16 protein-coding genes are annotated in these 22081 nt (G+C 74.8%); 10 read left to right on the top strand and 6 right to left on the bottom strand.

Features of this window, described 5'->3' with window-relative positions; genetic code table 11:
• Positions 1-155 precede the first annotated feature (155 nt).
• The 3 genes from pepN to ACZ56B_RS07735 form a co-directional block, all read right to left on the bottom strand.
• The gene (pepN, locus tag ACZ56B_RS07745; RefSeq protein ID WP_468787376.1) at positions 156-2702 is read right to left on the bottom strand and encodes an aminopeptidase N; all 2547 of its coding nucleotides are present in this window, start codon (positions 2700-2702) and stop codon (positions 156-158) included.
• Positions 2703-2751: 49 nt separating this feature from the next.
• Positions 2752-3294: a response regulator gene (locus tag ACZ56B_RS07740; RefSeq protein ID WP_468787374.1), complete on the bottom strand. Its 543-nt coding sequence runs from the start codon at positions 3292-3294 to the stop codon at positions 2752-2754.
• A gap of 114 nt (positions 3295-3408) precedes the next feature.
• A complete protein-coding gene (locus ACZ56B_RS07735) occupies positions 3409-3786 on the bottom strand; it encodes a chorismate mutase (protein ID WP_468787372.1) in 378 nt (125 codons plus the stop codon).
• A gap of 86 nt (positions 3787-3872) precedes the next feature.
• Here ACZ56B_RS07735 and ACZ56B_RS07730 point away from each other — a divergent pair, with 86 nt between their 5' ends.
• The 4 genes from ACZ56B_RS07730 to ACZ56B_RS07715 all read left to right on the top strand — a co-directional run bounded on the left by ACZ56B_RS07730 (position 3873) and on the right by ACZ56B_RS07715 (position 7463).
• On the top strand, positions 3873-4781 hold the full coding sequence (locus tag ACZ56B_RS07730; protein ID WP_468787370.1) for a hypothetical protein: 909 nt from the start codon (positions 3873-3875) through the stop codon (positions 4779-4781).
• 82 nt (positions 4782-4863) lie between these two features.
• On the top strand, positions 4864-5499 hold the full coding sequence (locus tag ACZ56B_RS07725; RefSeq protein WP_468787368.1) for an SIMPL domain-containing protein: 636 nt from the start codon (positions 4864-4866) through the stop codon (positions 5497-5499).
• A 141-nt stretch (positions 5500-5640) separates the two neighbouring features.
• A complete protein-coding gene (locus ACZ56B_RS07720; RefSeq protein WP_468787366.1) occupies positions 5641-6564 on the top strand; it encodes a rhomboid family intramembrane serine protease in 924 nt (307 codons plus the stop codon).
• On the top strand, positions 6561-7463 hold the full coding sequence (locus tag ACZ56B_RS07715; RefSeq protein ID WP_468787364.1) for a chitosanase: 903 nt from the start codon (positions 6561-6563) through the stop codon (positions 7461-7463). The genes ACZ56B_RS07720 and ACZ56B_RS07715 overlap by 4 nt, the downstream gene beginning before the upstream one ends.
• A gap of 134 nt (positions 7464-7597) precedes the next feature.
• Here ACZ56B_RS07715 and ACZ56B_RS07710 read toward each other — a convergent pair whose 3' ends face one another.
• The 3 genes from ACZ56B_RS07710 to ACZ56B_RS07700 form a co-directional block, all read right to left on the bottom strand.
• Complete coding sequence (locus ACZ56B_RS07710) at positions 7598-9061, bottom strand: glutamate synthase subunit beta (RefSeq protein ID WP_468787362.1); 1464 nt, start codon at positions 9059-9061, stop codon at positions 7598-7600.
• The gene (gene gltB / locus ACZ56B_RS07705) at positions 9054-13658 is read right to left on the bottom strand and encodes a glutamate synthase large subunit (protein ID WP_468787360.1); all 4605 of its coding nucleotides are present in this window, start codon (positions 13656-13658) and stop codon (positions 9054-9056) included. The genes ACZ56B_RS07710 and gltB overlap by 8 nt, the downstream gene beginning before the upstream one ends.
• 366 nt (positions 13659-14024) lie before the next feature.
• Positions 14025-14756, bottom strand: a complete 732-nt coding sequence (locus ACZ56B_RS07700; RefSeq protein ID WP_468787358.1) for a VIT1/CCC1 transporter family protein — start codon at positions 14754-14756, stop codon at positions 14025-14027.
• Positions 14757-15038: 282 nt separating this feature from the next.
• Between ACZ56B_RS07700 and ACZ56B_RS07695 the strand changes: the two genes are divergently transcribed.
• Genes ACZ56B_RS07695 through ACZ56B_RS07670 form a run of 6 tightly spaced genes read left to right on the top strand, consistent with a single transcriptional unit; the run spans position 15039 to position 22038 of the window.
• On the top strand, positions 15039-16109 hold the full coding sequence (locus ACZ56B_RS07695) for an ADP-ribosylglycohydrolase family protein (RefSeq protein ID WP_468787356.1): 1071 nt from the start codon (positions 15039-15041) through the stop codon (positions 16107-16109).
• Complete coding sequence (locus ACZ56B_RS07690; protein WP_468787354.1) at positions 16106-17419, top strand: ADP-ribosylglycohydrolase family protein; 1314 nt, start codon at positions 16106-16108, stop codon at positions 17417-17419. The genes ACZ56B_RS07695 and ACZ56B_RS07690 overlap by 4 nt, the downstream gene beginning before the upstream one ends.
• A complete protein-coding gene (locus ACZ56B_RS07685; protein ID WP_468787352.1) occupies positions 17416-18597 on the top strand; it encodes an ADP-ribosylglycohydrolase family protein in 1182 nt (393 codons plus the stop codon). Before ACZ56B_RS07690 ends, ACZ56B_RS07685 begins: the two co-directional genes overlap by 4 nt.
• Complete coding sequence (locus ACZ56B_RS07680; protein WP_468787350.1) at positions 18585-19952, top strand: ADP-ribosylglycohydrolase family protein; 1368 nt, start codon at positions 18585-18587, stop codon at positions 19950-19952. Before ACZ56B_RS07685 ends, ACZ56B_RS07680 begins: the two co-directional genes overlap by 13 nt.
• On the top strand, positions 19949-21211 hold the full coding sequence (locus tag ACZ56B_RS07675) for a CaiB/BaiF CoA transferase family protein (RefSeq protein ID WP_468787348.1): 1263 nt from the start codon (positions 19949-19951) through the stop codon (positions 21209-21211). The genes ACZ56B_RS07680 and ACZ56B_RS07675 overlap by 4 nt, the downstream gene beginning before the upstream one ends.
• Positions 21208-22038, top strand: coding sequence for an HpcH/HpaI aldolase/citrate lyase family protein (locus tag ACZ56B_RS07670; RefSeq protein ID WP_468787346.1), 831 nt, complete (start codon positions 21208-21210; stop codon positions 22036-22038). Before ACZ56B_RS07675 ends, ACZ56B_RS07670 begins: the two co-directional genes overlap by 4 nt.
• Positions 22039-22081: the final 43 nt, after the last annotated feature.

Here is a 22081-nt window from a genome sequence, read left to right as displayed (position 1 = left end):
CGCGGTGCGGGGGAGGTTCCGCGGGGAGGATCCAGCTTGTACGCGCGGGGGGTGCGGCGCCCGAAAAGCCCGGTGAACACCCCCGAAGGGGTTACGTCCCCTTTCGGGGGCGGGCGGGGTGCCGCCGGGCGGGCGGCGGCACCCCGGGTGCCGGGTTACGCCTGCTGGACGCGCAGGGCGCGGGCCAGGTCGTCGAGCTGGTCGACGAGTTTGCGGCGCAGGGCGGGGATCGGCTCGGCCTCGCGCAGGCACTTCTCGCCCAGTTCCAGGTTCTCGGCGTCGACGGCGTGGGCGGGGAAGGCCCAGCGGCCGGCGGCTTCGGCGATGGCGGGGCCGCGGCGGGCGGCGACGGCCACGGCGTCCTGGTAGTAGCGGGTCACGTACGGGCGTACCAGGTCGGCCTGTTCGGGCTGCCAGAAGCCCTGGGCGGTGGCGGTGAACAGGTAGTTGGACAGCTCGGTGCGGTCGTCGGAGCCGAACATGGCGTCCCAGGCGCGGGCCTTGGCGGCCTCGTCGGGGAGGGCGGCGCGGCAGCGGGCGGCGCCTTCCCGGCCGGTGGCGCTGGGGTCGCGTTCGAGTTCGGCGGCGATGTCGGCCTCGTCGACGGCGCCGAGGACGGCGAGGCGGGCCAGGATCCGCCAGCGCAGTTCGGGGTCGAGTTCGGGGCCGCCGGGGACGGTGCCGTCGGCGAGCCAGGCGGCGATGGTGTCGGGGTGGGCGGCGGTGCCGATGCGGTGCCGTACGGCGATCAGGCGCAGGCCGGGGTGGTCGCCGTCCTCGGTGCGCCGGATGAGGTCGCGGCACAGCTCGGTGAGGGTGGCGAGGGCGGCGGGCCGCCGGTCGGGGGTGAGGTAGCGGTCGGCGACGTGGGTGGTGGCGAAGGCGAGGACGCCCTGGGCGAGGGCGAGGTCGGTCTCCTCGGGCAGGTGGGCGGCGGCGGTCGCCAGGTAGTCGGCCGGGGCGAGCGCGCCGTCGCGGACCATGTCGCGCAGCGTGTTCCACACGACGGCGCGGGTGAGCGCGTCGGGGATGCCGGACAGGGCGCGCAGGGCGGTGTCCAGGGAGGTGTCGTCGAGGCGGAGCTTGGCGTAGGTCAGGTCCAGGTCGTTGGGGACGACGAGGGCGGGGCGGGTGCCGGGGCGCGGCCGGGGGGCGGTGTCCCGGGGGACGTCGGTCTCGTACCGTTCCCGCAGGACGAGGGCGCGGTCGTCGCCGAGGGCGCGGTCGTACACGCCGACGGTGACGCGGTGGGGGCGGTCGCCGTCGCGGTCGAGGGTGAGGGTCCACTGGCCGGGGCGGGCGTCGACGGAGGCGGTGAGGGTGTCGACGCCGGTGGTGCGCAGCCAGGCGTCGGCCCAGGCGTGGACGTCGCGGTCGGTGGCGGCGGCGAGGGAGTCGAGGAAGTCGGCGAGGGCGGCGTTGGCGAACCGGTGCCGCTGGAAGTGGAGGTTGATGCCGGCGAGGAAGTCCTTCTCGCCGAGCCAGGTGACGAGCTGGCGCAGGGCGGAGGCGCCCTTGGCGTAGGAGATGCCGTCGAAGTTGAGCAGGGCGGAGGCGGTGTCCTCGACGTTCCCGGGGGCGACGGGGTGGGTGGAGGGGCGCTGGTCGGCGTCGTAGCCCCAGGCCTTGCGGGCGACGCCGAAGTCGGTCCAGGTGTCGGCGCCCCTCCACCGGGGGGGCCGGCCCCCGGTTCCCCCGGGGGTCACCTCGTTGAGGGTCTGGTAGCCCATGTACTCGGCGAACGACTCGTTCAGCCAGATGTCGTCCCACCAGGTGAGGGTGACGAGGTCGCCGAACCACATGTGGGCCATCTCGTGCGCGACGACCATGGCGCGGGTCTGGCGTTCGGTGTCGGTGACGGCGGAGCGGAAGACGAACTCGTCGCGGAAGGTGACCAGTCCGGGGTTCTCCATGGCGCCCGCGTTGAACTCGGGCACGAAGGCCTGGTCGTAGGAGTCGAAGGGGTAGGGCTCCTCGAACTTCTCGTGGTAGCGGTCGAAGCAGGCGCGGGTGATGTCGAGGAGTTCGTCGGCGTCGGCGTCGAGGTACGGGGCCAGGGAGCGGCGGCAGTGGAGGCCGAAGGGCAGGCCGCGGTGCTCGGTGCGCACGGAGTGCCAGGGGCCGGCGGCGACGGCGACGAGGTAGGTGGAGATCGGCGGGGTGGGGGCGGCCTTCCAGACGCCGCCCCCGGTGTGTTCGGTGACGCCGTTGGCGAGGACGGTCCAGTCCTCGGGGGCGGTGACGGTCAGCTCGAAGACGGCCTTGAGGTCGGGCTGGTCGAAGGCGGCGAAGACGCGCTGCACGTCGTCCAGGAACAGCTGGGTGTAGGTGTAGGTCCGGCCGTCGGTGGGGTCGGTGAAGCGGTGCATGCCCTCGCCGGTGCGGGAGTAGCGCATCCGGGCGTCGACGCGCAGTTCGTGCGGGCCGGCGGCGAGGTCCTTCAGCGGCAGCCGGTTGCCGTCGAGGGCTCCCGGGTCCAGGGGCTGTCCGTCGAGGGTGACGGAGCGCAGCTCGGCGGGTTTGACCTCGACGAAGGTGTCCGTGGCGTCCTGGCCGGCGCGGACGGTGAACCGGATCAGGGTACGGGAGTCGAAGGTCTCGTCACCGGTGGTCAGATCGAGGTCGATCGTGTACCGGTGGACGTCGAGGAGCTGTGCTCGGTTCTGCGCTTCGTCGCGCGTCAGTACGGACATGCAGGCCATGCTGCCCGATGCGGACGGCTCGGCACAGGGGCGGTCGTCGGTACGCGGCCTATGTCCGGTCCCGTTCGAGCTCCCCGGCGTGCGCCCCCGCGGGCCGTCCGGGCGGTACGTGGGCGTGGGGGTGGGGCAGGACGGGGTGTCCGGGGCCCGCGGTGTGTTCCTCGAGCCGGGCGCGCAGGGTGCGGACCTCGCGTTCGAGGGCGAGGTGGCGCTGGTGGGTGTCGTAGAGGTGGCGGATCTTGGTGCGCAGGGCCCAGGGGTCGACGGGCTTGGTGACGAGGTCGGCGACGCCGAGGGCGTAGGCGGCGGCGCCGAGCTGCCGGTCGCGGGCGAAGCCGGTGAGCAGGACGGCGGGGACGTGCCGGGTGCGTTCCAGGCGGCGCATGGAGCGCACGACCTCCAGGCCGCCGGTGCCGGGCATGTGGACGTCGAGGAGCACCAGGCCGACGTGCCCGCGCAACAGTTGCCTGAGGGCTTCGTCGCCGCTGGTGGCCCGGCCGAGCGGGCGGCCCAGCGGGGCCAGGGCGTTCTCCAGCGCGTAGAGGGTGTCCTCGTGGTCGTCGACGATGAGGATGCGGGCATCGGGTGACATGGCGCACGTCCCTCCTCGCAAGGGGCCGGAGGTGAGCTGTCCGGGTGTCGGCGCGCGGTGGGTGCCGGCCGACAAGGAGCGCACAGCGCAGCATGCCCCGCCGGGGCCGCGGTGTCACTCCCCGGGGCAGGCCGTTGTGGGCCGGTCCTCCGGGGGCGTGGTGCCGTTCACGGCCGCCTCGGCGATGCGCTCGTGGTGGCGGATCACCTCGGCGATGATGAAGTTCAGGAACTTCTCCGCGAAGGCCGGGTCGAGTTTGGCGTTCTCGGCGAGGGTGCGCAGCCGGGCGATCTGGCGGGCCTCGCGGGCCGGGTCGGCGGGCGGCAGCCGGTGCTCGACCTTGAGGCGGCCGACCTGCTGGGTGCACTTGAAGCGCTCGGCGAGCATGTGGACGACGGCCGCGTCGATGTTGTCGATGCTGTCGCGCAGCCGGGCGAGCTCCTCGTGGACGGCGGGGTCGACGTCGCCGGAGCCGGTGTCGCTGGTGGTCATGGGAGGTCAGCCTACGGTGCGGCGGGCGCGGTGACCGGGGTGTGCCCGTAGAGTGGAACAGGGTTCAGGGCGTCCGGGGGTGAGACGTGGCCAGCGACGGACCGGTCGAGCACGGCTACCCGCACCTGGAGACGGTGCGGGCGTCCATCACCGCGGTGTACCGGCGCCTGTCGTACGACACGGTCCGCGCGTTCTCGGCCAGCGTGGCGCCGGCCGACGTGGCGTTCTGCGACACGGACGACCTCCACCTGGGGGCGCAGCGGGTGGCCCGCGAACTGGTGCGGCACTACCGGCTGCCGGACGCGCGGCTGATCGTCGGGTTCCGGGCGATGAAGCACGCGGCGAACGTGGAGCTCGAGGCCGGCCCGGAGTACTTCGTGGAGCTGAACGACCGGTTCCGTACGCATCGGCGGGACATCGGGGCGGCCCTGGCGCACGAGGTGGCGCACGTGTACCTGCACCGCCTGGGGCTGTCGTTCCCCGGGACGCGGGACAACGAGATCCTGACGGACACGGCGGCGACGTACCTGGGGGCGGGGTGGCTGCTGCTGGACGCGTTCCGCGAGGACGGGGTGTCGTCGCAGAAGCTGGGGTACCTCACGCCGGAGGAGTTCGGGTACGTGCTGGCGAAGCGGTCGCTGGTGTTCGGGGAGGACCCCTCGGTGTGGTTCACCAGCGCGCAGGCGTACGCGGCGTACACCGAGGGCATGGCGCTGGCCCGCCGTGACGGGCGGCAGCCGCCGCTGACGGCGGCCGGCTGGGCGGGCCGCCGGCGGTACGCGCGCGACCGCCGCCACGCCCGGGAGCGTCACCCCGCCGCCGGGGCGGCGTCCGCCGGGCCGGACGTCCCGTACCGCTTCGCGCCGGACGGCCCCGGCCCGCTGCGGGTGTCGTTCCCGTGCCCCACCTGCCACCAGCGGATCCGGGTGGAGGTCCGGGGACGGGTGCGGGCGCGGTGCGGGCTGTGCCGGACGGTGCTGGAGTGCGACACGTGAGCGGGGGCGCCCGGCGGGGCGGGTGCGGGCCCGGCCGCGGTGCTCCCTGGCGCGCCCGGGCCGGTGGTGCTTCCATGCCCGCATGACGGAGACCATCAGGGAGCCCTGGGGAATCGGTGTCTTCGGGGCGGGCAGCGTGCGGGTCGAGCCGCAGCTGGCGCGGATCAGGCTGGCGGTGGACGTGCTGGAGCCCGGGCCGGACCGGGCGTTCCGGGAGGCGGGCGCGGCGGCGGCGCGGTTGCGGGAGGTGCTGCGCCGGCACGGGGTACCGGACGCGTCGGTGTCCGGCTCGCGGCTCGGGCTGAGCTCGGAGTACGACGGGTACGGCGGTGAGCGGACGTTCCGCGGCTACCGCTGCAGCGCCGCGTACGTCGTCGAGAGCGAGGCGCTGGACGGCCTCCAGCAGCTGATCGTGGAGGCGGTCGAGGCGGGGGCGCACGCCATCGACGGCGTCGAGTTCGACGTGCGGGACAAGCAGGCCCTGCGGGACGAGGCGCGCCGCCGGGCCGTGGCCGCGGCCCGGCACAAGGCGGAGGTGTACGCGCAGGCGGCGGGCGTGCGGGTCGGCGCGGTGCTGCACGTCCAGGACGTGGACCCCGAGCCGTACGAGTCCCGGCAGTACCGCGGTCACGGGGGCGGCGCCTCGCCGGGGGACCTGGTGCCGGGGGCGGTGGAGGTGTCGGCGGGGGTGGTGCTGGGCTTCTCGCTGGAGCGGTAGCCCCCGGACGGCCGCTCCCCCCGCCGGGACCGGCCCGGGGGTGCGGCACCCTCGCTCCGCTCCCCCTTCCGGCGTTCGTTATTTTGTTCGCTGCCGACCCCGCCGGCTCAGTTCCGTCCCCGTCCCCCGAGGAGCCGGTCCGTGGATTCCGAGTCCACCACCACCTGCTACCGCCACCCCAGGGTGGAGTGCCGTGTCCGCTGCGTCCGCTGCGAGCGGTACATCTGCCCGGACTGCATGCGCGAGGCGGCCGTGGGTCACCAGTGCCCCGACTGCGTGAAGGAGGGCGCGCGGTCGGTGCGGCAGGCGCGCACCCTGGTCGGCGGCCGGGTCTCGACGGTGCCCGTGGTGACGTACGCGCTGATCGCGGTCAACGTGCTGGCGTACGCGGCGGAGCTGGTGCGGCCGGAGGTCGTGGACCGGTTCGCGATGCTGGGCGCGGGGCTGGCCGGGCCGGACGGCGGGCACTACCTGTGGGCCGACCCGTACCCGGAGGGCTTCCGGCCGGAAGGACTGGCGGGCGGTGAGTGGTACCGGCTGCTGACCGGCGCGTTCCTGCACCTGCCGCCCGACGGGGGGACGTTCGGCGTCCTCCACGTCGTGATGAACATGGTGGCGCTGTGGAGCCTCGGCCGGCTGGTGGAGCCGATGCTGGGCCGCGTGCACTACCTGGTCCTGTACCTGCTGTCGGCGCTCGGCGGTTCGGTGCTGGTGCTGCTGCTCGCGCCGGAGACCCCCGTGGTGGGCGCGTCCGGGGCGGTCTTCGGGGTGGGGGCCGCGTACTACGTCGTGGCCCGGCGGATCGGGGCCGACACGGGCACCGTCAACCGGTTCCTGGCCGGCCTGCTGGTGTGGCTGGTGCTCTCCGCGGCGGTCACGTCCTGGCAGGGGCACCTCGGCGGGCTGCTGGCGGGCGGCGCGGTGGCGCTGGCGTTCGCGTACGCGCCCCGGGACGGGCGCCGGACGGCGGTGCAGGCGGGCGCGTGCGTGGGGCTGGTGGTGCTGCTGGCGGCAGCGGCGGCGGTCAAGATGTCCGAACTGACAGGTGGAGGTATTCCCCAGTGAAACGTTCCGGCGCGCTGCTCCTCGCGGCCGCCCCCGTGATCGCCACGGCGGTGTACTTCGTCCTGCCGGCGGACTCGGCCGACGCCCCGGCCGCCCCGTCCGCGGCCACCGCCCGGTCGGCCCGCGAGGAGGCCAAGGACCGGGCCGAGGAGGAGCGGTCGCAGGACGACGCGCTCATCGCCCGCCTGCCCGCGGGCCTCGCCGCACCGGAGAAGAAGGAACTGGCGCAGCAGTTGGTGGCCAGTGCCCAGAACTCCACCCTGGACTGGCGCAGCCTGTACGGCAGCATCGAGGACCGCGGCGACGGCCAGGGCTACATGGCCGGCATCATCGGCTTCTGCAGCGGCACCCACGACCTGCTGATGCTGGTCGAGCGCTACAGCGAGGAGCACCCGGGCAACGGCCTGGAGCGCTATCTGCCCGCCCTGCGCAAGGTGGACGGCACCGACTCGCACGAGGGTCTGGACCCCGGCTTCACCCGGGCCTGGCGGGCGGAGGCGGAGCTGCCCGAGTTCCGCAGGACGCAGGAGGAGATGCGCGACCGCGTCTACTTCGAGCCGTCCGTCCGCCTCGCCAAGCTCGACGGCCTGGACACGCTCGGCCAGTTCGTCTACTACGACGCGATGGTCTTCCACGGGCCCGACACCGGCCCGGAGGGCTTCTACGGCCTGCGGGAGCGCGCGATGGAAAAAGCAAAGACGCCGGCCCGGGGCGGCTCGGAGGAGGCGTACCTGGACGCCTTCCTCGACGTCCGCCGGGAGGCGATGCTCACCAAGCGGCCGGGCGTCGACACCTCCCGCGTCGACACCGCCCAGCGGCGCTTCCTGGAGGCCGGGAACCTGAAGCTGGACACCCCGCTGGTGTGGCAGGTGTACGGCGGGACGTTCCGGGTGCCGTAGGCCCGGGGCGCGCACGCACGACGGCGCCTGCCCGTGGTCCGGTCGGGGACGGGGGCAGGCGCCGTCTCGGGGGGTCCGGGCGCTGCCCGGATTTCCCGCCCGTACGCCGTTGTACGGGACGTCCTGTGAGCCGCTCAGACCGCCAGCGCGCGGTCCGTCGGGCGGATCGGGGCCGGCAGGTCGCTCGCCCCGGTGAGGAAGCGGTCGCAGCCGCGGGCGGCCGAGCGCCCCTCGGCGATCGCCCACACGATGAGCGACTGGCCGCGGCCGGCGTCACCGGCGACGAACACCCCGGGCACGTTGGTCCGGAAGTCGGCGTCGCGGGCGATGTTACCGCGCTCGTCGAGCTCCAGGCCGAACTGCTCGACCAGCCCGTTGGCCCGGTCGGTGCCGGTGAAGCCCATGGCGAGGGTGACCAGCTGGGCCGGGATCCTCCGCTCGGTGCCCGGCCTCGGGGTGAGCCGGCCGTCGGCGAACTCCACCTCGGTCAGGTGCAGCCACTGGACGTTGCCGTCCTCGTCGCCCTCGAAACGGGTGGTGGAGACGGAGTAGACCCGCTCGCCGCCCTCCTCGTGGGCGCTGGCGACCTTGTAGAGCAACGGGAACGTCGGCCACGGCTGGGAGAGCGGGTCCCGCTCCTCGTTCGGGCGGGGCATGATCTCCAGCTGGGTGACGGAGGCGGCGCTCTGGCGGTGGGCGGTGCCCACGCAGTCGGCGCCGGTGTCACCGCCGCCGATCACCACGACGTGCTTGCCCTCGGCCGAGATCGGCGGGGCGACGTAGTCGCCCTCCTGCACCTTGTTGGCCAGGGGCAGGTACTCCATGGCCTGGTGGATGCCCTTGAGCTCGCGGCCGGGCACCGGCAGGTCGCGCGGGGTGGTGGCGCCGACGGCCAGGACCACGGCGTCGTACCGCTTGCGCAGCGCGGTGGCCGGCATGTCGCGGCCGATCTCGACGCCCGTGCGGAACTTGGTGCCCTCCGCGCGCATCTGCTCGATGCGGCGGTTGATGTGCCGCTTCTCCATCTTGAACTCGGGGATGCCGTAGCGCAGCAGACCGCCGATGCGGTCGGCCCGCTCGTACACCGCGACCGTGTGGCCGGCGCGGGTCAGCTGCTGGGCGGCGGCCAGACCCGCCGGGCCCGAGCCGACGACCGCGACGGTCTTGCCGGACAGGCGCTCGGGGATCCGCGGGGCGACGTCCCCGGTCTCCCACGCCTTGTCGATGATCGAGACCTCGACGTTCTTGATGGTGACCGGCGGCTGGTTGATGCCGAGCACGCACGCCGACTCGCACGGGGCGGGGCACAGCCGCCCGGTGAACTCCGGGAAGTTGTTCGTGGCGTGCAGGCGTTCGCTCGCCGCCGCCCAGTCGCCGCGGTAGGCGTAGTCGTTCCACTCCGGGACGAGGTTCCCCAGCGGGCAGCCGTTGTGGCAGAACGGGATGCCGCAGTCCATGCAGCGGCTCGCCTGCTTGCTGATGATCGGCAGCAGGGAGCCGGGGACGTGGACCTCGTTCCAGTCCCTGACGCGCTCCTCGACCGGACGGGACCGGGCGGTCTCGCGCCCGTGGTTCAGGAAGCCCTTCGGGTCAGCCATGGATCGCCGCCTCCATCATCTTCTCGGTGATCTCGGTCTCGGACAGACCGGCTCGCTCGGCGGCGTCCTTGGCGGCGAGCACTGCCTTGTAGGTACGGGGGATGATCTTGCTGAAGCGCCGCACGGCGGTGTCCCACTCGGTCAGCAGCCTCCCGGCGACGGTGGAGCCCGTCTCCTCCCGGTGCCGGCGGACCACGTCGTGCAGCCACCGCCGGTCGGCGTCGTCCAGCGCCTCGACGGCGTCCAGGTTGCCGGCGTTGACGTGGTCGCGGTCCAGGTCGAGGACGTAGGCGGTGCCGCCGGACATGCCGGCCGCGAAGTTGCGGCCGGTCTCGCCGAGGACGACCGCGTGGCCGCCGGTCATGTACTCGCAGCCGTGGTCGCCCACGCCCTCGGAGACGACCAGCGCGCCGGAGTTGCGGACGCAGAACCGCTCGCCGACCCTGCCGCGCAGGAACATCTCGCCGCCGGTGGCCCCGTAGGCGAGGGTGTTGCCCGCGATGACGCTGTCCTCGGCGAGGTGGTCGGCGCCGCGGTCCGGGCGGACGACGATCCGGCCGCCGGACAGGCCCTTGCCGACGTAGTCGTTGGCGTCGCCCTCCAGGCGCAGGGTGATGCCGCGCGGGACGAAGGCGCCGAAGGACTGGCCGGCGGAGCCGGTGAAGGTGATGTCGACGGTGTCGTCGGGCAGGCCCGCGCCGCCGAACTTCTTCGTCACCTCGTGGCCGAGCATGGTGCCGACCGTGCGGTTGATGTTGCGGACGGCGACCCGGGCGCGCACCGGCTGGGCGTCCTCGGCGCGGTCCGCGGACAGCGCGTCGGCGGCGAGCCTGATCAGCTCGTTGTCGAGCGCCTTCTCCAGGCCGTGGTCCTGGGCGACGGCCCGGTGGCGGACGGCGCCCTCGGGCAGCTCGGGCACGTGGAACAGCGGGGCCAGTTCCAGGCCCCGCGCCTTCCAGTGGTCCACCGCGCGGGTCACGTCGAGGACCTCGGCGTGGCCGACGGCCTCCTCGACGGAGCGGAAGCCCAGCTCGGCGAGGAGTTCGCGGACCTCCTGGGCGACGAACCGGAAGAAGTTCACGACGTGCTCGGCCTTGCCGGCGAACCGGTCGCGCAGCACCGGGTTCTGCGTGGCGATGCCGACCGGGCAGGTGTCCAGGTGGCAGACGCGCATCATGACGCAGCCGGAGACGACCAGCGGCGCGGTCGCGAAACCGAACTCCTCGGCGCCGAGCAGCGCGGCGACGACCACGTCCCGGCCGGTCTTGAGCTGGCCGTCGGTCTGCACGACGATCCGGTCGCGCAGGCCGTTGAGCAGCAGGGTCTGCTGGGTCTCGGCGAGGCCGAGCTCCCAGGGGCCGCCCGCGTGCTTCAGCGAGGTCAGCGGGGAGGCGCCGGTGCCGCCGTCGTGGCCGGAGATCAGCACGACGTCCGCGTGCGCCTTGGAGACGCCCGCGGCGACGGTGCCGACGCCGACCTCGGAGACCAGCTTGACGTGGATGCGCGCCCGGGGGTTGGCGTTCTTCAGGTCGTGGATCAGCTGGGCGAGGTCCTCGATGGAGTAGATGTCGTGGTGCGGCGGCGGGGAGATGAGCCCCACGCCGGGCGTGGAGTGCCGGGTCCTCGCGACCCACGGGTAGACCTTGTGGCCGGGCAGCTGGCCGCCCTCGCCGGGCTTGGCGCCCTGGGCCATCTTGATCTGGATGTCGTCGGCGTTGACCAGGTACTCGGAGGTCACGCCGAAGCGGCCGGAGGCGACCTGCTTGATGGACGAGCGGCGGGCCGGGTCGTACAGCCGCTCCGGGTCCTCGCCGCCCTCACCGGTGTTGGACTTGCCGCCCAGCTGGTTCATGGCGACGGCGAGGGTCTCGTGCGCCTCCCGGGAGATGGAGCCGTACGACATGGCGCCGGTGGAGAACCGCTTGACGATCTCGGAGACCGGCTCGACCTCGTCGACGGGGACCGGCTCGCGGTCCGGCTTGAAGCCGAACAGGCCGCGCAGCGTCATCAGCCGCTCGGACTGCTCGTTCACGCGCTCGGTGTACTTCTTGAAGATGTCGTAGCGGCCGGAGCGCGTGGAGTGCTGGAGGCGGAAGACCGTCTCCGGGTCGAACAGGTGCGGCTCGCCCTCGCGGCGCCACTGGTACTCGCCGCCGATCTCCAGGGTGCGGTGCGCGGGCGCGATGCCGGAGGCGGGGTACGCCTTGGCGTGGCGGGCCGCGACCTCCTGGGCGACGACGTCGATGCCGACGCCGCCGATCTTGGTCGCGGTGCCGTCGAAGTACTTCTCCACGAAGGCCGCGTCGAGGCCGACGGCCTCGAAGACCTGGGCGCCGCGGTAGGAGGCGACGGTGGAGATGCCCATCTTGGACATGACCTTCAGGACGCCCTTGCCGAGGGCGTGGATGAGGTTGCGGATCGCCTGCTCGGGTCCGCCGTCGTCGGCCTGCAGGAAGGTGCCGGCGCGGACCAGGTCCTCGACGGACTCCATCGCCAGGTACGGGTTGACGGCGGCGGCGCCGTAGCCGATGAGCAGGGCGACGTGGTGGACCTCGCGGACGTCGCCGGCCTCGACCAGCAGGCCCACCTGGGTGCGCTGCCTGGTGCGGATGAGGTGGTGGTGGACGGCCGCGGTGAGCAGCAGCGACGGGATCGGCGCGTGCTCGGCGTCGGAGTGCCGGTCGGACAGGACGATCAGGCGGGCGCCGTTGCCGATCGCGGCGTCGGCCTCGGCGCAGATCTCCTCGAGGCGCGCGGCGAGCGCGTCGCCGCCGCCGGCGACCCGGTACAGACCGGACAGGGTCGCGGCCTTGAAGCCGGGCATGTCGCCGTCGGCGTTGATGTGGATGAGCTTGGCCAGCTCGTCGTTGTCGATCACCGGGAAGGGCAGGACGACGCTGCGGCAGGAGGCGGCCGTGGGCTCCAGCAGGTTGCCCTGCGGGCCGAGGGAGGAGCGCAGGGAGGTGACCAGCTCCTCGCGGATGGCGTCCAGGGGCGGGTTGGTGACCTGGGCGAACAGCTGGGTGAAGTAGTCGAAGAGCAGCCGCGGGCGCTCGCTGAGCGCGGCGATCGGCGCGTCGGTGCCCATCGAACCGATCGGCTCGGCACCGGACCGGGCCATCGGCGCGAGGATGACGCGCAGCTCCTCCTCGGTGTAGCCGAAGGTCTGCTGGCGGCGGGTGACCGAGGCGTGGGTGTGCACGATGTGCTCCCGCTCGGGCAGGTCGGACAGCTCGATCTCGCCGGCCTCCAGCCACTGCGCGTACGGGTGCTCGGCGGCGAGGGCGGCCTTGATCTCGTCGTCCTCGACGATGCGGTGCTCGGCGGTGTCGACGAGGAACATGCGCCCGGGCTGCAGGCGGCCCTTGCGGACGACCTTCGCCGGGTCGATGTCGAGGACGCCGACCTCGGAGCCGAGGACGACCAGGCCGTCGTCGGTGACCCAGTAGCGGCCGGGGCGCAGGCCGTTGCGGTCGAGCACGGCGCCGACCTGGGTGCCGTCGGTGAAGGTGACGCAGGCGGGGCCGTCCCAGGGCTCCATCATCGTGGAGTGGTACTGGTAGAAGGCGCGCCGGGCCGGGTCCATGGAGTCGTGGTTCTCCCACGCCTCCGGGATCATCATCAGCACGGAGTGCGGCAGCGAGCGGCCGCCGAGGTGCAGCAGTTCGAGGACCTCGTCGAAGGAGGCCGAGTCGGAGGCGTCGGGCGTGCAGACCGGGAAGACGCGCTCGAGGTCCTTGCCGGTGCCGAACAGGTCGGACACCAGCTGCGACTCGCGGGCGCGCATCCAGTTGCGGTTGCCCTTGACGGTGTTGATCTCGCCGTTGTGCGCGACGAACCGGTACGGGTGGGCCAGCGGCCACGACGGGAAGGTGTTCGTGGAGAACCGGGAGTGCACGAGGGCGATCGCGGAGGCGAAGCGGCGGTCGGACAGGTCCGGGAAGAAGGGCTCGAGCTGACCGGTGGTCAGCATGCCCTTGTGGACGATGGTCCGCGCGGACAGCGACGGGAAGTAGACGCCGGCCTCGCGCTCGGCGCGCTTGCGCACCACGAAGGCCTTGCGGTCGAGGTCGATGCCCCGGCTCGCACCGTCGGTGACGAAGACCTGCCGGAAGACCGGCATCGTGGAACGGGCGGTGGCGCCGAGCAGTTCGGGCGCGGTGGGCACCTCGCGCCAGCCGAGGACGGTCAGGCCCTCGTCGGCCGCGATCGCCTCGATCCGGGCGACGGCGTCCTCGGTGGCGTCCCGCGGCAGGAAGGCGATGCCGACGGCGTAGGCGCCGGCCTCGGGCAGGTCGAACCCGGCCACGTCGCGGAAGAAGGCGTCCGGGATCTGGGAGAGGATGCCGGCGCCGTCGCCGGAGTCCGGCTCGGAGCCGGTGGCACCGCGGTGCTCGAGGTTGCGCAGGACGGTGAGGGCCTGGTCGACCAGGGTGTGGGAGGCCTCGCCGGTGAGGGTCGCGACGAAACCGACGCCGCAGGCGTCGTGCTCGTCGCGGGGGTCGTACATGCCCTGCGCGGCAGGGCGGGCGTCCATGAAGGACCGGTTCGGGCGGTCGCTCGCGGAGCGCTGGGACGGCTGGCGCGGCATACGCATCGGCTCTCCCGTCGTCGTCAGGTGGCATGTTCAGGTGCCGAGGGACGACGCTGGCCCTCTGCGTGGTGCGAAAGCTGGTGCAGGTTACACGATGGAGCGGTTCCCGAAAAGCGGGATACTCCGTTCCGGCATGCGGACACCACACGGGGAGCGCGAGGGAGGGTTCCGCGTCCGGCGGCGGGGGAGGATCCGGCCCGACAGGTCGTGTCCGGCGGTCCGGCGGCGGGGCGGGCGTCCTCGTCCGCCCCGCGGGCACGCCGCCGGCTCCGTCACCCGCGGCGCTTACGGCTCATGCCCGGCCGTCACACGGCCGAAACCAGCGAGCAATGAGTACTTATGCGGCGTTCCGCATAAGCGCGCTTCGGGTCATCCTACGGCCGTTCCGAACAGCGCGCCCAGGGCGTAGGTCACACCGGCCGCCGCGCCGCCGAGGGCGAGCTGCCGCAGCCCGCTGTACCACCAGCTCCGCGCCGTCACCCTGGCCACCACCGCGCCGCACAGGAAGAGGCCGAGCAGCGCCACCAGCACGGCGGGCCACAGGCTGCTCGCGCCCAGGAGGTAGGGCAGCACGGGCAGCAGCGCGCCCAGCGCGAAGGAACCGAAGCTGGAGACGGCGGCGACGGTCGGCGAGGGGAGGTCGCCGGGGTCGATGCCGAGCTCCTCGCGGGCGTGGATCTCCAGGGCCTGCTCGGGGTCCCGGGACAGCTGCCGGGCCACCTCGCGGGCCAGTTCCGGTTCGACGCCGCGGGCCTGGTAGAGGGCGGCGAGCTCGGCCTCCTCGTCCTTGGGGTGCTTGCGCAGCTCACGGCGCTCGACGTCCAGCTCGGCCTCGACCAGCTCGCGCTGGGAGGCGACGGAGGTGTACTCGCCGGCGGCCATGGAGAAGGCGCCGGCGGCCAGGCCCGCGAGGCCGCTGAGGACGACGGTCTGCTGGCTGACGGCACTGCCGGCGACGCCGGTCATCAGGGCGAGGTTGGAGACCAGGCCGTCCATCGCGCCGAAGACGGCCGGCCGCAGCCAGCCGCCGTTCACGTCCCGGTGCGTGTGGTTGTCGCGGTGCGCCTCGTGCAGCGTCGCCTCGGTGTCGATGATGGCCATGACGCGTCCCCCAAGAAGCTCGAGACGGGCTCTCCCGAGCCCTAGTTTGGACTGATTCTACTTTTCGACGTCACCCAATGTACGCCGCGAAACTGCCCGCCGCCAGCAAGGAAAGGCTGGGCTAACCTGCGGGTTTGCGGATGCGGCCCGGTCGTGCGCGCGGCCGCTCCCGTGGCGACCGGGTGACGCTGGGGCCGGTGACGCTGCGCGGGGCACCGCGCCGGGGACAGTTCCGCAAAGGGCGTCGCGCCCCTCGGGGCGCCCCTGAGAGGAGAGCCGCGCATGGCACCGACCGCCCGCATCCCCTCCGCCCCGGCGCCCGGAAACACCGCCGGGCGCCGCGAACGGGCCCGCGGCGCGCTGCTCGGCCTGGCCGTCGGCGACGCGCTGGGCGCCCCGGCCGAGAACATGCGGCCCTCGGAGATCCGTGCGACGTGGGGCCGCGTCACGGGATACGTGGCGGAGCGCCCCGCGGGCACGGACGACACCGAGTACGCGATCTTCTCCGGCCTGCTGCTGGCCCGGCACGGCCACGCGCTCACCCCGGCGCACGTCGAGGCGGCCTGGCACGAGCTGATCGCCGACCGCGCCGAGGGTCCCTTCCGGGGCGCCGGCTTCAGCGAACGCGGCACGCTGGAGAACCTGCGCCGGGGACTGGCCGCCCCCGTCTCCGCCCAGCACCGGCACGCCTGGAGCGACGGACTGGCGATGCGGGCGGCGCCCCACGGGGTCTTCGCGGCCGGCCGCCCCGACGAGGCGGCCCGGCTGGTGGCGGTCGACGGCTCGGTCAGCCACGACGGCGAGGGCATCCACGGCGGACAGGCGGTCGCCGCGGGCGTCGCGGCGGCGATGGCCGGGGCGCCGGTGGTCACGGTCGTGGCCTCCGCCCTGGCGGCGGTCCCGGAGGACTCCTGGACCGCCCGCTCGCTGCGCCGCGCCGTCACCGCGGCCCACCTCGGCGAACGCGCGGTCCGCTCGGCGGTCGTGATCGGCGGCTACCCCTGGACCGACCTGGCCCCGGAGGCGGTCGCCCTCGCCTTCGGCGCGTACGCGGCGGCCGACGGCGACTTCGAGCAGGCGGTGCTGACGGCCGTCAACATGGGGCGCGACGCCGACACCACGGCGGCGGTCGCGGGCGCCCTGGCGGGCGCGACCCGGGGCGTCCGCGCGATCCCGGAGGCCTGGGCGGCCGTGATCGGCCCGGCCCTCGGCAGCTGCCTCCCGGCGATGGCGGGACACCACGTCCTGGACATCGCGGACCTGCTGACGCCGGACGGTTCGCCGCCCCGGGGCGGCGAACCGTCCCCGGACCTCTTCGTCCTGGCCGCGGACGAGACGGAGGCGTCCTCGTGACGCGCGCCCGGGCCGCGGCCGGATCCACCGGATCCGCCGCGGCCACCACAGCCACCACGGTCGCCGACGGTGAGCAGTCCCCCCGGGGAGCCCCCGCACCCGGCCGCGGGACCCGGACGAGCGGCGCGGGCGGGGGCGTCCGGGCCGGGGGCGCGGCCGGGGCCGGACGGCCCGCCCCGCCGCGGGCGCGCCGCGTCGAGGGGCTCCTCCTCGGCCTCGCCGCGGGCGACGCCGCCGGATGGCCCGCCGCACGGCACCGGGCCGCCCGGATGCCGGAGTGGACCCGCCGGCTCACCCGGGAGCTGGACGCCTTCGCCGAGCGGAACGCGACCACCACCCTCCCCGTGCCGATCGCCCTCAACCAGCCCCCGGAGCCCCTGCTCCTCGGCCCCTCCGACGACGCCGAGTGGGCCGCGTTCGCGGCCGAGGCGGTGCTGCTGACCGGGGGCGGCGTCGCGCTCGGGGATCCCGGCAGGGAGCGCCGGACGCGTGCCGCCATCGATCTGACCTGGAACGCCCTCGCCGCCGAGATCGCCGCGGCCACCGAACGCGCCCCCGGGACCGGGTCGGCGCTCCTCCCCCTGCGCGCCCGCATCTCCGTGCGGGCCGGCCTCGGCAACCTGGCCGCCGGTCTGCGCCCGCCCGCCACCGGCCACGACAACCCGCACCACTTCGACGACGCGGCCTGCGTACGGGCCTGCGTCCTGGCCGCGGTCCACCCCGGCGACCCCGGACGCGCCGCCTCCCTCGCCGAGTTCGACGCCCGCTACACCCAGGACGGCGACGGCGTGCACGGCGCCCGCGCCATGGCCGCCGCCGCCTGCCTCGCGCTGGCGGGGGCGGACGCGCACGCCTGCGTGGCCGCCGCGCTCGCCGAACTGCCCGAGGAGACGGAGATCGGCCGCAACGCCCGGCACGCCCTGCGGCTCGCGGCGGACGCCGACAGCGCCTTCGCCCTCGTCCCGACGCTGGAGCACCGGATCGTCGACCACGTCTACAGCTACGGCGTCGCCGCCGCCGAGACCGTCCCCGTCGCCCTCGCCCTGTCCGCCGCCGCCCGCGGCCGGATCGCGGAGGCGGTCCCCGCGGCGGCCTGCCTGTCGCGGGTCGCGGACTCCGCCCCGGCGCTCGCCGGCGCCCTCACCGGCGCGCTGGGCGGCGGCGCGGCGATCCCCCCGTCGTGGCGGGAGAGCTGCCGCGTCCTCTCCGGCTGCGCACTCCCCCGGCTCACCGGCACCGACCTGGTGGAACTCGCCGGGCGCCTGGAAGCCCTCCAACCGGTCCCGTCGAAGGGGATGATTCGGGCATGACGCATGAAGAGGAAGAAAGCCGCGAACGGGGCGCGTCCCTGGACGAGCGGATCACCGGCGCCCTCGTGGGAGCCGCCGTCGGCGACGCCCTCGGCGGGCCGGTCGAGGGCTACTCCCCCGAGCAGATCGTCGAGCGCCACGGCGGACGCGTGCACGGCGTCGTCGGCCCCTGGCACGGCGACGCCTGGCGCACCGCCCGCCCCCTCGCCCCGTACCACAAGGGCGACGGCCACGTCACCGACGACACCCTGATGACGCACGCGCTGGTGCGGGTGTACGCGGCGGTCCGCGACCACCTGGACGCGTACGCGGTCGCCGACCACCTGGTCCCGGACCTGATGACGAACCCGCGCTGGATCCCGGAGCTCGAGGCGGAGGCGGTCCCGCTGCGGCGGGTCTTCCTCGCGGAGAAGTGGCTGGTGACCCGGATCCACTACGGCCACGTCGACCCGCGCGAGGCGGGCGCGGGCAACATCGTCAACTGCGGTGCCGCGATGTACATGGCCCCGGTCGGCCTGGTCAACGCGGCCCACCCGGCCGCCGCCTACACCGAGGCGCTGGACGTCGCGGGCGCCCACCAGTCGTCGTACGGCCGGGAGGCGGCCGGCGTGCTCGCGGCGGCCGTGGCGGCGGCGTGCGCGCCGGGCGCGACGCCGGACTCGGTGGTCGCCGCGTGCCTGTCCCTGGCGAAGGACGGCACCCGGGAGGCGATCGAGCGGGTCTGCGAGGAGGCGTCCCGGCACCCGGACTTCGAGTCGGCGCTGGGCCCGCTGCGGGAGGCGGTGGCCCCCTACGACACCGTGGGCCCCGACTACCGCTCCCCCTCCCTGGGCGCCCGCCGCCCGTCCCGGCTGCACGCGATCGAGGAACTGCCCGTGGCGCTGGGCATGGTGGTGGTGGCCGGCGGCGACTTCCGGCACGCGGTGCTGGGCGCGGTGAACTACGGCCGCGACTGCGACTCCATCGCGACGATGGCCGGCGCCGTGACCGGCGCCCTCGGCTCACCGGTCCCCGAGGACTGGGCCAAGACCGTGGCCGAGGCCAGCCGCCTCGACCTGTGGGAACCCGCGGCCGAGCTCACCGCCGTGGCCCGGGAGGTCTTCGCCCGGGACGTACGGCGCCGCCGCGCCCACGAGCGGGCGTTCGCACGGCTGGAAGGGGCGGGATGCTCCGACTGACCTGGGTGCAGCCGGAGGACCTGATCGGCCACGAGCTGCGCCAGGCGGCCCAGGACGGCCGTGATCCCTCGGCGGTCGCGGCCCGCTGGCGGGCCGCGGGCGGCACCGACGCCCCGCCGCGCGCGGGCGCCTCCCCGCGGCCGGCGTCCCGCCGCCTGCGCCTGCTGGCCGCCGGCCTGCTGGACGAACTGGCCGGACTGCCCGGCGCGGCGGTGGACGACGAACCGACCGGGCTCGACGCGATCAGGGCCCTGTGCCCCGACTGGCCGCCGCGGCCCGCGCGTCCCCCCGCGCCACCGGATCCCGGGCGCCTCGAAGCCGCCTGGCTCGGCCGGGCCGTCGGCTGCCTGCTGGGCAAACCGGTCGAGAAGCTCCCCCTCGACGGCATCCGCCTCCTCGCCCGGGCCGCCGGGAACTGGCCCCTGACCACCTACTTCACCGCCCGCGGGGTCCCAAAGGAGCTGCTGGCCCGCCACCCCTGGAACCGCCGCTCGGCGACCACCTCCCTCGCCGAGAACATCGACGGGATGCCCGAGGACGACGACCTCAACTACCCCCTGCTGGGCCTGATCGTCCTCCAGCGCCACGGCCGGTCCTTCACCACCGCGGACGTGGCCCGCGTCTGGCTCGACGAACTCCCCGCCGGCCGCACGTTCACCGCCGAGCGGGTCGCCTACCGCAACCTGCTCTGCGGCCTGGAGCCCCCGCTGACCGCCCGGCACCACAACCCCTTCCGCGAGTGGATCGGCGCCCTGATCCGCGCCGACGTGCACGGCTGGACCAACCCCGGCGACCCGGCGGCCGCCGCCGCGCAGGCCCACCGCGACGCGACCCTCACGCACACCGCCAACGGCGTCTACGCGGCGATGTTCACCGCGGCCGTCGTCGCCTGCGCCGCCACCGGCACCCAGGACGTCCACGCCTGCCTGCGCACCGGCCTCACGGTGGTCCCGCCCCGATCCCGGCTCGCCCGGGCGGTCCGGCGGGCCGTGCGGCTGGCCCGCGAGCACACCGGCTTCGACACCGTCGTCGACCGCCTGCACGCCCTGTACGGCGCCACCCACCACTGGGTGCACTCCGTGCCCAACACCGCCCTGCTGGCCGCCGCCCTCACCCACGCGGACGGCGACTTCACCGGTTCCGTCTGCCGGGCGGTGTCCGGCGGCTGGGACACCGATTCCAACGGCGCCACCGCCGGCGGCGTCGCCGGCCTGCTCGCCGGCTCCCCCGCCGCGCTGCCCGACCGCTGGACGGCCCCGTTGAAGAACCGGCTGGCGACCTCCGTCGGCGACTTCCACGGCGCCGGCTTCGACACCCTGGCCCGGCTCACCCACCTGGAGGCCTCCCGCCCATGACCCGGCCCGACCCGACCGCCGCCCCACCGACCGCCCCGACCGCCCCGTCCGTCCCGGCCGCCCCGAACGCCGGCGACCCCCCGCTGACCGGCCTGCGCGTCCTGGACCTCGCCACCCTCTTCGCCGGTCCGCTGGCCGCCGCCCTGCTCGGCGACTTCGGCGCGGAGGTCGTCAAGGTCGAGCACCCGCGAAGGCCCGACCCCTCCCGCGGCCACGGCCCGTCCAAGGACGGCGTCGGCCTGTGGTGGAAGGTGCTCGGCCGCAACAAGCGCACCATCACCCTGGACCTGTCCCGGCCCGGCGGCCGGGACACCCTGCTGCGCCTGGCCGGGACCGCCGACGTGGTCATCGAGAACTTCCGCCCCGGCACCCTGGAGAAGTGGGACCTGGGCTGGCCCGAGCTGTCCGCCGCCAACCCCCGCCTGATCCTGGCCCGGGTCACCGGCTTCGGCCAGTTCGGCCCGTACGCCCACCGCCCGGGCTTCGGCACCCTCGCCGAGGCGATGAGCGGCTTCGCCGCGATCACCGGCGAACCGGGCGCCCCGCCGACCCTGCCGCCGTTCGGCCTGGCGGACTCCGTCGCGGGCCTGGCCACCGCCTACGCGGTCATGACGGCGCTGGCCGGCCGCGACCGCACCGGGAAGGGCCAGGTCGTCGACCTGGCCCTGATCGAGCCGATCCTCGCCGTGCTCGGCCCCCAGCCGACCTGGTACGACCAGCTCGGCCACGTCCAGCCGCGCACCGGCAACCGCTCGCAGAACAACGCCCCCCGCAACACCTACCTCACCGCCGACGGCACCTGGGTCGCCGTCTCCACCTCCGCCCAGTCGGTCGCCGAGCGCGTGATGCACCTGGTGGGCAGGCCGGAGCTGGTCGGGGAGCCCTGGTTCGCCACCGGCGCCGGCCGGGCCCGGCACGCGGACGTCCTGGACGAGGCGGTCGGCGGCTGGATCGCCCGGCACACCCGCACCGACGTGCTGGCGGCCTTCGAGAAGGCGGAGGCCGCCGTCGCCCCCGTCCAGGACGTGCGGGACGTGATGGTGGACCCCCAGTACCGGGCCCTGGGCACGATCACCACGGTCGACGACCCCGAGCTGGGCCGGCTGCGCATGCAGAACGTCCTCTTCCGGCTCTCCGGCACGCCGGGCGCGATCCGCTGGGCGGGCCGCCCGCACGGCGCGGACACCGAGGAGGTCCTGACCGGGCTGGGCCTCACCCCGGCCGACCTCGCGGCGCTGCGCGCGGAGGGCGCCCTGTGAGGGTCACTCCGCTGACCTGGCTGTACGCCCCCGGGGACCGTCCCGCCGTGGTGGCGAAGGCGCTCGCCTCCGGGGCCGACGTGGTGGTGGTCGACCTGGAGGACGCGGTCGCCCCCGACCGCAAGGCCTACGCCCGCGCGGCCACCGCCGAGCTGCTGCACGACCCGCAGCCGGTGCCGGTCCACGTCCGCGTCAACGCCCCGGACGGCCCCTGGGGCGAGGCCGACCTCACGGCGCTCGTCCCGGCACCGGGCCTGTCCGCCCTGCGGCTGCCCAAGGTGTCCTCCCCCGCCCAGGTCGTGCGCGTCGCGCGGCGCGCCGGGTCCGCGCACGGCGGCGCGCCGCCCCTGTACGCCCTGCTGGAGTCGGCCCTCGGCATCGAACGGGCCCACGCCGTGGCCACCGCCCACCCGTCCCTGCGCGGCATCGCGATCGGCGAGGCGGACCTGCGGGCCGACCTCGGGGTGCGGGACGACGCGGGCCTGGACTGGTCCCGCTCCCGCGTGGTCGTGGCCGCGCGGGCGGCGGGCCTGGCCCCGCCCACCCAGTCCGTCCACCCGGACGTCCGCGACCTGGAGGGCCTCGCCGCCTCCTGCGCCCGCGGCCGCGCCCTGGGCTTCCTGGGCCGCGCCGCGATCCATCCCCGCCAGCTGCCGGTGATCGAGCGGGCCTACCTCCCCGGCGAGGAGGAGATCCGGCAGGCCGAGACGGTCGTCGAGGCCGCGGCGGCCCGGCAGGGCGCCCAGGCCCTGCCGGACGGCACGTTCATCGACGCGGCGGCGGTGGCGGAGGCCCGGCGCACCCTGTCCCTGGCCCGCGGAGCCTGACCCCGGGGCCACCGGGAACCACACGCCCGGGGAACACGCCGAG

The sequence above is a fragment of the Streptomyces sp. NPDC034670 genome (genome assembly GCF_055574875.1).
Note: the sequence above shows the minus strand (reverse complement) of the source record. Positions and strands in the feature narration are given on the sequence as shown.

Excerpts from the sequence above, each read along its gene's own strand:
- ACZ56B_RS07680 (WP_468787350.1), top strand. The coding sequence starts at position 18,585 with ATGCTCCGACTGACCTGGGTGCAGCCGGAGGACCTGATCGGCCACGAG.
- ACZ56B_RS07735 (WP_468787372.1), bottom strand. The coding sequence starts at position 3,786 with ATGACCACCAGCGACACCGGCTCCGGCGACGTCGACCCCGCCGTCCAC.
- ACZ56B_RS07695 (WP_468787356.1), top strand. The coding sequence starts at position 15,039 with ATGGCACCGACCGCCCGCATCCCCTCCGCCCCGGCGCCCGGAAACACC.
- ACZ56B_RS07685 (WP_468787352.1), top strand. The coding sequence starts at position 17,416 with ATGACGCATGAAGAGGAAGAAAGCCGCGAACGGGGCGCGTCCCTGGAC.
- gltB (WP_468787360.1), bottom strand. The coding sequence starts at position 13,658 with ATGCGTATGCCGCGCCAGCCGTCCCAGCGCTCCGCGAGCGACCGCCCG.
- ACZ56B_RS07700 (WP_468787358.1), bottom strand. The coding sequence starts at position 14,756 with ATGGCCATCATCGACACCGAGGCGACGCTGCACGAGGCGCACCGCGAC.
- ACZ56B_RS07725 (WP_468787368.1), top strand. The coding sequence starts at position 4,864 with ATGACGGAGACCATCAGGGAGCCCTGGGGAATCGGTGTCTTCGGGGCG.
- pepN (WP_468787376.1), bottom strand. The coding sequence starts at position 2,702 with ATGGCCTGCATGTCCGTACTGACGCGCGACGAAGCGCAGAACCGAGCA.
- ACZ56B_RS07675 (WP_468787348.1), top strand. The coding sequence starts at position 19,949 with ATGACCCGGCCCGACCCGACCGCCGCCCCACCGACCGCCCCGACCGCC.
- ACZ56B_RS07740 (WP_468787374.1), bottom strand. The coding sequence starts at position 3,294 with ATGTCACCCGATGCCCGCATCCTCATCGTCGACGACCACGAGGACACC.
- ACZ56B_RS07710 (WP_468787362.1), bottom strand. The coding sequence starts at position 9,061 with ATGGCTGACCCGAAGGGCTTCCTGAACCACGGGCGCGAGACCGCCCGG.